This is a genomic window from Flavihumibacter profundi (assembly GCF_020076305.1).
Lineage (GTDB): Bacteria > Bacteroidota > Bacteroidia > Chitinophagales > Chitinophagaceae > Flavihumibacter > Flavihumibacter profundi.
Genome location: NZ_JAIQXE010000001.1, coordinates 796,991 through 809,524, shown reverse-complemented (window position 1 = coordinate 809,524; position 12,534 = coordinate 796,991). Strand labels below are relative to the sequence as shown.

Sequence of the window (12,534 nt, the reverse complement as noted above, 5' to 3'; positions counted from 1 at the left end):
CAGCCGCTCAACATTTTTTCACCTGTCAATCAGCCTGATGCTGTAAATTGACCGGATAATTCAATTCATGAGGCTCATTCTGATTATCACTTCTTTATTATTGGTAATAAACCTGCAGGCCCAGGACCTTAATGGCGTTTGGCAAGGTACACTTACACAGGAACCAGGCGGGTGTTTTCCCACCTATCATCTCGAAATCCAATTGAATGGTTCGGGCAATAACCTGCAGGGCAACGCATTTGACTACTATGATAAAACCCGTTATATCAAACATCATTTTACCGGGCGGTATAATGCCCTTAACAAAAGGATGGTAATTATTGAAGACCGTTTGCTGGAGGTGAATATCCCGAACGACTGTGTAAGCTGCACCAAAACCTATGACCTTACCTGGTCTATGGAAAATGGGAAAGAGGCGCTGGTGGGCGATTGGAAAGGCTATGAATCCATCAGTAAAAAAAGCTGCCCGCCCGGAAAAATAACACTCTACCGGGTAGCAGCAACCGCTTTTCCGGTGGATATAGACCAGCCTGAAGAACTGGCGAAACTCCAAACTGGTCTAAAGCTTGAAAAACGGGAAAATGAATTGGTTACAACGCTTTCCCTGGAGACCCCATCTGTAAAAATAGACTTGTATGATAACGCTGAAATCGACAATGATACAGTGACTATTTTCCTGAATAATAAATTACTGCTGTACAGGCAAAAACTAACCGACAAACCGCTGACCCTCAAGATAAATGCGTTTCCTAATACCGATTATGAACTGGTCATGTATGCCGATAACCTGGGCAGCATTCCACCAAACACAGCCCTGATGGTGGTTACTGCAGGCAAACAAAGGCAGGAAGTCCGGTTGTCTTCCTCAGAAAAGAAAAACGCATCAGTAAAATTCAGGCTTAAGGATAAATCTCCCTGATGAAAGCTTAAAATTTAAAATTCCAGGTTACACTTGGGATGATGGGGAATAGCGAAACCTGCTTGGCGGTAACTTTCAGGGTGCCGTTGTAGGCGCTCCCTTCCTGGTCATAATAGATGAAATATGGGTTAAGCCTGCTGTACACATTGTATATGCTGAATACCCAGCTGCTTTTCAAACGTTTTTGTTTTTTGGGAACGGGTGTATAGATTGCCGATAAATCCAGGCGGTGATATGCGGGGAGCCGGTACTGGTTAATTCGGCTATACTCTTGGGTTAGTACCCCTTCTACCAGGTAAAACCTTTCAGGCAATGTAGTTGCCATTCCGGTCCCATACACGAAAACACCCGACAGTTTCCATTTTTTACTGAGTTCATAGGTAGTCACAACTGAAATGTCATGGCGACGGTCGTAGCGGGCTTTAAAGGTTTCGCCATTGTTCAGGGAAGGGAACTTTCTGTATGTCCAGCTCAATGTGTACCCTACCCAACCGGTAAGCCGTCCGGTATTTTTCCTTACGAAAAATTCAGAGCCATAACTCCATCCATCACCAAAAACAAATTCTTCCTCAGGGTCTTTCAGGGAAGGGGTATAGCCCTCTTTATATTCAATTTGGTTTTGCATCTGCTTGTAATAAAGCTCTACCGACGTTTCATACTGGTTATTCTTAAAGTTTTTAAAGAAGCCTGCAGCATATTGCCAGCTGAGCTGGGGTTTTACCCGAAGTGTACTGGGCACCCAAAGGTCGGTGGGAAGTGTTGATCCTGCATTGCTTACCAGGTGGATGTATTGGTAATTCCTGGTAACCGATGCCTTTAAGGATGTATTATCGTTTAGCGAATACCTCAGGGTGAGCCGTGGTTCAAGTCCGCCGTATTGCTGCACTTTTTCACCCTTACCAAAATGAATACTGTCGAGTTTATTTCCATTGTTATCGCGCAAGTATTCGGTATAGTCGCCCACCTGTGTAAATCCGCTGAAACGTAACCCGGCATTAACCTGCAGCCGGTCAGACAGTTCCCAGTCATCCTGCAGGTACAGGCCGATTTCGCGGGCGTATTTTTTCTGGGCATTATTCGGAATAAAATCTACAGAATCTGTACGCCCCGTGACCAGGTTCGGTTTAAAAGTATGGTAGGTGTACTGTGCTCCCCAACGCAATTTGTGCTGTGGTATGGGGTAATAATCCATATCGAATTTTGCGGTAAGGTCTTTTATACCTGAACTAACATTGAACGCCAGGTTATTCTGGATACCATTAAATGCGAAATTATAATTGTTGAAAACAAGGGTCGTATTAGAAAAAAGTTTAGGATGGAATACATGGTTCCAGCGTACTGTAGCCGTGGCATTTCCCCAGGGGATATTGGCACTGAAAGAGCGCTGGTTATTTTTAAAATCAAATACATCACGGCCGAAATAGCCGCTCAGGTACAGACGGTCTTTTTCTGAAAATTTATAATTTAGTTTTGTATTGAGGTCGTAAAAATAGTAGCCGGAACCATAAAATGAACTGCTTTTAGGAACAAAAGGTTTTACCAGTACATCAATATAGGTACGGCGTGCAGAAATAATAAAAGATGCTTTATCTTTTTTAATCGGCCCCTGGATTGATACCCTTGAAGCAATCAGGCCGATGCCACCTTCCACTTCCAGTTTTTTCTGGTTGCCATCTTTCATGGCAATGTCCAGGACTGATGAAAGCCTTCCGCCATACTGGGCAGGCATACCGCCCTTAATTAAGCTTACATTCTTAATTGCATCGGAATTGAAAATTGAAAAGAACCCAAACAGGTGACCGGTATTATAAACAACTGCATCATCAAGCATGATCTGGTTCTGGTCTGGTCCGCCGCCACGAACATAAAATCCGGCATTGCCTTCACCGGCATTACGCACACCTGGCAATAACTGCAGTGTTTTGAGGATATCCACTTCACCGAAAAGGACTGGCAGTGATTTAACCTGGTTGATACTCAGGTCTATCCTGCCCATTTGTGAATTGCGCACATTACCGTCTTTTCTTTTGGCGTAAACCACTACCTCCTCGCTGGTAGTCATTTTCGGGGCCAGTACCCGGTTCAGCTGGATATCCCGGTCCAGTGTAATCGAAAACCGGATGGTTTCATACCCGGCGTAGGAAATGGAAATTTCGTAAACATCCTGCGGCAGGGTGATGGAATAAAAACCATAGGTATTACTGTTTATGCCCTTGCCTTTGCCCATTACTGAAACCGAAGCCCCGATAAGGCTTTCCCCGGAAAGCGAATCTTTAACATATCCGCTGAGGGTAAATTTTTGTTGGGCAAATCCCGATAAGCACAACAGGGTTACTAAAACCAGTGTAAATAATGAACTGATAACCAATTTTGTATGCCTGTTTTTTTTCATGTACTGTTAAAATTCGGGATTCACAACAAAAAGCCGGCAGCTTGGTTCATAAATCAATGCCTAATGCGGCTTTTAATTTAACTTTGCGCCCCATGTTAGTAGGATTACAAAATGTTACGTTCGAATTTGGTGCCCGGGTCATTGTTTCCGATGCAACCTGGCATATTCAGCCCAATGAGCGGATCGGCCTGATCGGGTACAATGGTACGGGAAAATCGACCTTGCTCAAAGTATTGGTCGGAGAATACCTACCCTCCTCGGGTACAGTGGAAAAAAGCCGGGGAACCACTATTGGTTACCTGCACCAGGACCTTTTGAGTTTCGATACCAACCAATCCATTTTGGAAGTCGCCCTCAGCGCATTTGAAAAAGTGCAGCAACTGGAAAAGGAAATCGACCGGCTGGGTAAATTACTGGAAGCCACAGGCGATGAAAAAACACTGCACGAGTATAGTGATGCCCTGCATGAGCTGGAAACACTGGGTGGATACGATATCCACCACAGGACAGAAGAAGTCCTGCACGGGCTCGGGTTTTCCCAGGAAGATATCGTCCGGCCCTATAAAGAATTCTCCGGAGGTTGGCGGATGCGGGTCCTATTAGCAAAAATGATCCTGCAGCAACCCGACTTATTATTATTAGATGAACCTACCAATCACCTTGATCTTCCGTCGATTGAATGGCTCGAAAAATACTTGCAACACTACAAGGGATCCGTGGTAATCGTAAGCCACGACAAGTTCTTCCTGAACCGGATGATCACCAAAGTGGTGGAGGTATACCAGAAGCAATTGCATTTTTACAACGGCAATTATGAGTTCTACGAAACCGAAAAAGCAATGCGGGTAGAACTGCAGCAGCGGGCATTTGAGAACCAGCAGGACTATATCAGGCAACAGGAGCGATTTATTGAAAGGTTCCGGGCAAAGGCTACCAAAGCCGCTGCAGCCCAAAGCGCAATGAAGCGACTTGATAAAATTGACCGGATTGAAGAAGTTGAAATAGAGCGGCCCAATATCAAGATCAATTTCAGGATCGATAAAACACCGGGTAAAATCCTGTGTGAACTGAAACACGTCACCAAGAAATTTGGCGAAAATGTAATCGTTTCCAACACTTCCGCAGAAATTGAGCGAGGCGATAAGATTGCCCTGATTGGTGCAAACGGTAAGGGAAAATCAACTTTACTAAGGATCATTGCTGGTGTGGAGAAATTTGATGGGGAAAGGAAATGGGGCCATAATGTTGACGAAAGCTTTTATGCACAGCACCAACTGGAAGCATTGGACCTGAACAATACCCTCCTGGAAGAAATGAAAGCCTGCGGCAGCCAGAAAACCGAGCAGGAATTACGCACCCTGCTGGGTTGTTTCCTGTTCAGCGGTGATGATACGGATAAAAAAATCAAGGTACTGAGCGGTGGGGAAAAAGCCCGTGTTGCGCTGGCAAAAACCATTGTAAGCAAGGCTAATTTCCTCATGCTTGATGAACCGACCAACCACCTCGATATGCATTCGGTGGAACTATTGGTGGAATCCCTGAATAAATATGAAGGCAGCTTTATCCTGGTGAGCCATGACCGGTACTTTATTTCAAAGGCGGCCAATAAGATCTGGGAAATTGTTGACCACGAGATCAAGGAATTTAAAGGCAGCTATGCAGAATGGATTGAATGGAAAGAACGGATGGCCCGCCAGGCACCCAAAATTGAGCAGGGTAAACCTGCAGTCGCTGAACAGCCTGCTAAAATAGTGCAGGCGGTAAAATTACAGAACGGCACCCCTATTAATAAAGATGGCAGGAAAGAATTGCAAAGGATGCAAAAACAGTTCAGCCAACTGGAAGAAAAAATTGCCAGGGTAACGGAAAAAAAGAACCAGGTAGAAGCGTCCCTTTCAGATCCGGCCATTTATTCCGACCGTTCAAAATTTGGTGAAGCTGAAAAAGAGTATAAAAGGCAACAGGCAGAATTAACAGATCTTAACAAACAATACGAAAGCATTTTTGAGAAGATCATTCAACTCGAAAGTGAAATTGAGTAACTTCATCGGGTATGCGTTATCGGAATATTTTTCTCCGCAGCCTCTTCAGTTTAATATTCTTTCATTCCCTGTTAGCCTATACGCAACAGAACCACCGGCCGAAAATTGGGTTAACCCTTAGTGGCGGTGGCGCAAAAGGATTGGCCCATATTGGAATTCTAAAAGCTATTGATTCAGCCGGACTACAAATTGATTATGTTACCGGAACATCTATGGGCGCCATTGTTGGAAGCCTTTATGCCGTAGGCTATTCCGGTGATTCTATTTTACAAATCGCCAATAAGTTAGACTGGAGCCAATTGCTCAGCAATAAGTCTTCCCTGAATGCCTTCATAATGGAGGAGAAAAGTGAATATGGCCGCTATGCCCTGGAATTACCCATGCAAACCCGCGGCCGGTTCAGTGTTCCTTCAGGGGTTTTGGAGGCTGAGGAACTCTGGTTAAAATTTGATGAATTGTTTCACCCGGTTTACCAGGTTCGCGATTTCAACCAGTTGAAGCGGCCATTTAAATGTATCGCCACCGACCTCGCCACCGGAGAAGCAGTTGTATTAGACAGTGGCGACCTGGTAAGTGCGGTACGCAGCAGTATGGCAATCCCATCCGTTTTCACTGCAGTAAACCTTGGTAATAAAAAGCTGGTAGATGGCGGACTAGTCCGCAATTTTCCCGTGAGTGATGTGCGGCAAATGGGTGCCGATATCGTAATTGGAAGCAATGTGGCCACAGGTTTATTATCCGCGCAAAAAATCACTTCTCCCATTCAGATCCTGATGCAGATCGCTTTTTTCAAGGAAGCAGAATCTGTAAAACAGGAAATCGGACTGGTTGATTATTATATTACCCATCCATTAGCAAAATACAATACTGCCAGCTTTAACAGTAGCGACAGTATAACTGCAATCGGACTGGAAATGGGAAATCAATTTTACCCGGTATTCAAACATCTTGCAGATTCCCTTAATGCAATTTATGGGATACCTGAAAAAGTTACTTTCCCGGCTACAGCTCCAAGAATAACCATCCGGCACGTGATAACGGATAGCTTAAGGTACATCAGCAAAGTGTTCCTGGTAAAAATGCTGGGTATAAAAGAGGGACAGGCATATACCGTAAAAGAGCTGGAAGACGGCATCCGGCAAGCTTATGGAACCCGGTATTTCAACAGGCTGTATTACCAGCTGGAACCGGTAGAAAGTGGCGTAGCCGATATGCACCTGATTGCAGAAGAGAATGCCCCGGTCACTGCCAAACTTGCCATCAATTATAATTCATTCAGTAATATCATGTTGATTGCCAACATGACTATCCGTGATATTATTGGCAAACCAAGTATCAGCTCAGCCACAATCGGCATTTCTGAAAATCCGCGGCTAAGGCTGGAACATACCATGATCTTCGGTACAAAGAAAATACCAATGGCATCCATTACCGAAATGTATGGAGAGCGGCAGGAATTTTCATCATATAAAGATTTCAGGGTTATTGGCAGCAACCGGCAATCTCTTTTTTATGTTGACACGCGGTTGCAACTCGCTTTTAAAAGAAGGTCATCCTATGCAGTTGGGATGCACTGGGAAACCGGATCGATCAAACCATTATCCCAGACTATCCTTGACCTGAGGGGAACTAATAATTTCAGCCAGGCTTATTTCAGGTATGAATATAATTCACACGATCGTTTGTTCCTCCCCCGCAGGGGTGGTTACGTGTTATTTGAACCGTCGGTTATTATCAACAGGCCTGAGGATATCACCTTAAAATCCAATGGCGCGGAGATTGGGAATATGGATTCACTGGGTATTAAAAAAAGTACTTTTACCAGGTTCCGGTTCCAGGCACAGAAAGTGGTTCCTGTTTCCCGCAAAAATTTCATTACCCTTCAGGCCGAAGCAGATGCAAATTTCAATACAAACTCATTCGTATTCCAGGATTTTGTGGTTGGCGGTATGCAACCGGTTATCCGTAACCAGGTTACATTTACCGGCATTCCCGATGCTTCGGTGCGCACCAATAGTCTCGTTAAAGGATCCTTCAACTGGAGGTACCAGTTTTCAGGCAGTGTTTACGCCGCAGCCACTTTAAACCTGATGTACCATTCATTCCTGCAACAGCAGCAATTTTACTATACCCCTGAAAAACTATTAACCGGTTATGGGTTAACGTTAGGCATAGATTCCCCTATCGGTCCGCTGGAGTTCAGCTTTATGTACAGCGACCAGAGCGGTATCCTGAAAAATTATGTAAACCTGGGCTATCGCTTTTCCAGGGCTATGTTCTAACTAATCAGGATTCTGATTGCATTTAAAACCAAGGCTTAAATCATTACCATGCCAGTATTTAACAGAAGAAAATTCCTGCAATCTTCCGGGATGTCCTTAATTCCTGCACTCCTGCCCTTTTCTGCAGCAATTGCGGGCAATCCTTCAGGGATCCCCCCGGCACCAATACAGCCACTAGTGAAATTTTTTGGTGATGGTGAAATGTTTGAGCCAGCTGTGTACTTAGACCAATTGGTTCAAATGAACAATGTGTCAGCTATTGAAAAAGACCGGTATGGCCATGGAGGCACAGTCGCCGCATTGGAAAAAAAATTCGAAGCCATTACAGGTAAAGAAAAGGCCATGTTCATGCCAACCGGCACGATGGCAAATCAATTGGCCATAGCGGTTCTTAGTGGAACAAACACAAAAGTATTTGTCCAGGAAACCAGCCATGTATTCCGGGATGAAGCCGATGCTGCCCAATCGGTTCACCAGAAAAGGCTTATGCCATTAGCAAAAGGTGAAACATATTTTACTTCAGCAGCATTGCAGCAGGCAATAGAATCCCTTGAGGTTGATGAAGTGTTTAAAAGCGGTGTAGGCGCAGTTTCCATCGAAAACCCGGTAAGGAGGGCTGATGGCAGGATGGTACCCATTGAGGAGATCAGGAAAATAAGTGCCTATTGCCGTAACAACAATATCAAACTACACCTCGACGGTGCCCGTATTTACCTGGCTTCAGCCTGGTCAGGTATTTCTGTGCAGGAGTATGCTTCATATTTTGATACGATTTATATCTCCTTATACAAATACCTGGGCGCCAGCGGAGGCGCAATGCTTTGCGGAGAAAAGACAGTGATTGACAAAATGGAGCACCTGGTTAAGATCCATGGTGGCACCATGTATGGCAATTGGTTAAACGCTGCCATGGCCTATAACAGGCTTGAAGGAATTGAAAACCGCTTAAAGGAAGCCATCAACCGATCGGTAAAAATTTTTTCTGCATTGAACCAGGTTAAGGGTATTAACATCAGCGCCCTTGATGGAGGTACTAATATCTATGTATTGCAGTTGGATAAAAATATTAATGGGGGAAAAACCCAGGAAAAATTATTCAATGATTTCAACATCAGGATACCCAAACCCGACCAAAATAATATGGCAAAAATTTCTGTGAACGAAACTCTTTTATACCAGGATACCAGCTATATAATTGATGCTTTTATAAAATCGCTTACCAGGTAACTGATGAGTTTGCCGGTAGTTTCGCATTTCCTGCCATCACTCAGTTGGGTTGCTCCTTCGCAGATATGCAGGTAGGCCGGCTTCGAATTCATTGCCACGAAATTGATGTATTGGCGGGCATGCATGGGACTGATCCCTACGGGAGATTCTGCACTGCTTAGGGTGTCTTCAATTACATCAAGATCCAGTTCAAGCGCAGTGTACCCGTCTTCTGTAAATGCCGTGGCATGGGCCAGGGCCTGGATGAAATTTCTTTTTTCGTGGAGGAAAATATCTTCGTAAGTGATCATATCCAGGAAAGGATTATTCACAAAATCAAGCCATACATTCTGTTGCAGGTAATTCTCCTGCACACCAACCACACAATATTTTTGCAGATAACCATCTTCTTCGGCATACCGGAACCCATTGCCACTATGGCGTCCTTCAACCGGACGAAAATCGGTATGTGCATCGAGGTTGATGGCATTGATTTGCGCCAGTTGCAGTTTGCCAGCCTTGAACAATCCTTTGGAAGCTCCTTTAATCAATGGATAGGCATTGTTGTGTCCGCCACCTATTACAATAGGGACTTTCCCCGCTGAAGTTATTTGCTTGGACAGGCTTTCCACTTCCTCATCTATCTGCTGTACTGCGTGCCGATAAGCTTCCACTTTTTCCTCTTCACCATGGGCATGGTTTTCAATCAGGTACTGCAAGTCCCCAAAATCAAAATGACCCAGTAACAAAATCTCTTCGCCGGTGAGAAAATCATTGCTCTGGCTATTCAGGAAGGCAGTTAAAAAGGGCAACCAGGCTGAATCTGCGCCTCCCTTGCCATAATTGGCTTTCACCCCAATATCTTCCGGGATACCAAACAGGACAAAACGTGCCGGTGATTTGTTCAGTTTTTCTTCAAACTGTTCCTGGTCCGTGATTACCTGCAGGCGTTCGCCTAATTTGGTTTCAAACCGTCGCAGGCGTGTCAGGTAAAGGATATCCTGTTTACTGTAAAACTTAAAATGTGGGGTAGTCAATGGTGCTGGTTTTGATAATGAATATAACCAATTCAGGTAAATTCACCAGCCACCATTACCCTTTCAATAAGATTGCTGCCAAAAGCATATGGTAGGTAAGCCAGGGAAGGCACAGGCCTGGTCAGGATAAGGCTGGCTTTTTTACCGATTGTGATGCTGCCATGTGTTTCACCGATGCCCATTGCTATGGCACCATTTAAAGTAGCTGCATTAATGGCTTCTTCTGGTAACATTTTTAACTGGATGCAGGCCATGGATACAACAAGGTTCATATTGGCACTGGGGGAAGAACCCGGGTTAAAATCGCTTGCCAGGGCAATGATGCAGCCGGCATCAATTAACTGGCGGGCGGGCTGGTAAGGCATCCGCAGGAAAAAAGCTGCAGTTGGTAATAAGGTACCAATGGTGCTGGATGCTGCAAGGCATCGGATAGCGGCTTCATCCATGGTCTCGAGGTGGTCAACAGACAAGGCACCAACATTTACACCAGCCTGGACACCACCGGAAAGGTGCAATTGATTGGCATGGATTTTCGGTAATAAGCCATAGGCCTGTCCGGCCCTGCAGATCCTTTCCGTTTCAGCCTGGGTAAAAAAGCCCTCTTCACAAAAAACGTCAATAAAATCTGCCAACCCTTCGCGGGCAATTGCCGGCAATATTTCCTGCTCAATGAGTTGAAGGTACCCTTCATGATTATCACGGAATTGGGGCGGGTATGCATGTGCGCCGAGGAAGCTGGCTTTAATAGTTAACCCGGATGCCTGTTTCAGCCTTTTGATAACCCGCAGCATTTTCAATTCTCCATCCACCGTTAATCCATAACCGCTTTTAATTTCTATAGCCCCCGTTCCCATTTTTACAGTCTCGTCCAGGCGCTGCAGGGCAAGGTTAAAAAGTTTGTCTTCCGGCATTTCATTGAGGCGGGCAGCAGAATTTAAAATCCCCCCTCCTTTTGCAGCAATTTCAGCATAACTGAGACCCCTGATCTTGTCGATGAATTCATTTTCCCGGCTAGCCGCAAAAACCAGGTGTGTATGGCTGTCGCACCAGGCAGGCATCAGAATACGACCAGTGGCATCGATACATTGGCCCGGGGGAATATTTGCAGGTGCTTCAGTCATCGGTCCAAATGCGGCAATACGATCTCCCTCGGTGAGCAGGAAGGCATTTTTTATAACCGGCAATTCGGCCAGGTCTTTGCCCCGCAAGGGTTTTGCAGGTTTATCAGCAGACCTGATCCCTGCCAGGATGGAAATATTTTTAAAGAGCATGGCCATTGTTTACAATTCCTGCCAGATTTGGTTGGCAAAGGTTTCCAAAGACGGGTCACGGGCACCCATGAGCAGTAAAACACAATTTTCGGTTAGGTGTAACCGCAAGTAACTGAGCAGGTCGTTCCGGTTATCGACGAAGAAAGCGTTTTTACCTGTTTTCTGCAGGTCTTCGATCAGGTCATTGGCGGAAATATCTTTTGTCGCCGTGCCACCGGCATAAAAAATTTCACTCATCCAGATCTCATCTTCAGGTCTCAGTACCCTGGCAATCTCATGCACAAAATCATGGCGCAGGAAACGTGTTGGCCCGTAACCATGAGGTTGGAACCAGGCAATGACTTTAGGGGCAATGGGTTGGCAGGCTTCGATGCTGGCGGCACATTTGGCAGGGTTATGGGCGTAGTCATCTATCAGCCAGACCCCATGTTTTTGCCCGATTACCTGGTGCCTGCGGTAAATACCTTCATATCCTTTTAGTGCTTCAGCGCAAACTGCCAGGTCAATGCCCACAAGGTTGGCGATGGTGCTGGCGGCTAATGCATTTTCCATGTTATGCCGGCCCACCACGTTCATGGCAAACGGTACATGGTTGATGGTAAATTTCACCGATAAACCATCCTGCCCGAAATCACGGGCCACATAACCGGCATTGCAATTTACATGGTGACAAAAATCCTGGCTGATATCCTGAGATAATTTTTCAGCCAGGGAATTCGAACGGTTCACCACAAATCGCCTGCTGTTATTTTTGAAAGTGTTGAAGACATCCATCAGTTCTTCTATTTCCTTATGGTCCTTGTCAACATTCAGCAAGAGGCCAATTTCCGGGAAGTATTGTACGATAGAGCCATCACTTTCATCGGCTTCAATCACCAGCCAGTCACCCTTACCAACTTTAGCATTCCCGATTTTCCCTTCACGGATAATACTTACCAGCCCGGCACCACTGATAATACTCGGTTCCTTACCGGCAAATTGAAGGATATCGAACAGCATGGCGCTGGTGGTTGATTTTCCGGAAGTGCCGCCAACAGCGATGGTCTTTTTACTTTTTGCGATCAGTGCTAAAAGTTCACTGCGTTTGATAATGGGAATATTTAATGAACGGGTCTTGATTACTTCGGGAACAGTTTCTTCCACTGCAGTTGAAACCACCACCAGGTCGGTATTTGCAGCGATACCACTGCCGTCCTGCTCAAAGCAGGTAATGCCTTCGGCCTCCAGTTTCTGGCGGGTGTCATTAAATTCCCCGGGTTTGAAATACCGGTCGCTTCCGCTAACTGTTTTGCCAATGCCTTGTAAATATTGCGCAAGGGCACTCATCCCGGTACCGGCGACACCGATGAAGAACACCCGTTGAAAATCGTTAATACTATTCATCT

8 protein-coding genes are annotated in these 12,534 nt (G+C 45.3%); 4 read left to right on the top strand and 4 right to left on the bottom strand.

The window, feature by feature from the left end:
- Positions 1–67 precede the first annotated feature (67 nt).
- Positions 68–919: a hypothetical protein gene (locus tag LAQ65_RS03360; RefSeq protein WP_224115523.1), complete on the top strand. Its 852-nt coding sequence runs from the start codon at positions 68–70 to the stop codon at positions 917–919.
- A gap of 7 nt (positions 920–926) precedes the next feature.
- On the opposite strand, the gene LAQ65_RS03355 is transcribed toward LAQ65_RS03360, so the two are convergent.
- A complete protein-coding gene (locus tag LAQ65_RS03355; protein WP_224115522.1) occupies positions 927–3,311 on the bottom strand; it encodes a TonB-dependent receptor in 2,385 nt (794 codons plus the stop codon).
- A gap of 92 nt (positions 3,312–3,403) precedes the next feature.
- Between LAQ65_RS03355 and abc-f the strand changes: the two genes are divergently transcribed.
- From abc-f to LAQ65_RS03340, 3 genes are read left to right on the top strand one after another with little or no spacing between them, the layout of a single operon-like run.
- Positions 3,404–5,353, top strand: a complete 1,950-nt coding sequence (abc-f, locus tag LAQ65_RS03350) for a ribosomal protection-like ABC-F family protein (protein WP_224115521.1) — start codon at positions 3,404–3,406, stop codon at positions 5,351–5,353.
- A gap of 11 nt (positions 5,354–5,364) precedes the next feature.
- A complete protein-coding gene (locus LAQ65_RS03345; protein WP_224115520.1) occupies positions 5,365–7,635 on the top strand; it encodes a patatin-like phospholipase family protein in 2,271 nt (756 codons plus the stop codon).
- Positions 7,636–7,683: 48 nt separating this feature from the next.
- The gene (locus LAQ65_RS03340) at positions 7,684–8,862 is read left to right on the top strand and encodes a threonine aldolase family protein (RefSeq protein WP_224115519.1); all 1,179 of its coding nucleotides are present in this window, start codon (positions 7,684–7,686) and stop codon (positions 8,860–8,862) included.
- On the opposite strand, the gene LAQ65_RS03335 is transcribed toward LAQ65_RS03340, so the two are convergent.
- The 3 genes from LAQ65_RS03335 to LAQ65_RS03325 are packed head-to-tail and all read right to left on the bottom strand — an operon-like array spanning position 8,823 to position 12,532.
- Positions 8,823–9,878 (bottom strand): formimidoylglutamase, encoded by a 1,056-nt coding sequence (locus LAQ65_RS03335; RefSeq protein ID WP_224115518.1) that lies wholly within the window; start codon positions 9,876–9,878, stop codon positions 8,823–8,825. The two genes, LAQ65_RS03340 and LAQ65_RS03335, sit on opposite strands and share 40 nt — an antisense overlap.
- 32 nt (positions 9,879–9,910) lie before the next feature.
- Positions 9,911–11,155 (bottom strand): imidazolonepropionase, encoded by a 1,245-nt coding sequence (gene hutI, locus LAQ65_RS03330; protein ID WP_224115517.1) that lies wholly within the window; start codon positions 11,153–11,155, stop codon positions 9,911–9,913.
- A gap of 3 nt (positions 11,156–11,158) precedes the next feature.
- Entirely contained in the window at positions 11,159–12,532 is a 1,374-nt protein-coding gene (locus tag LAQ65_RS03325) for a UDP-N-acetylmuramate--L-alanine ligase (RefSeq protein ID WP_224115516.1), read from the bottom strand.
- Positions 12,533–12,534 lie beyond the last annotated feature (2 nt).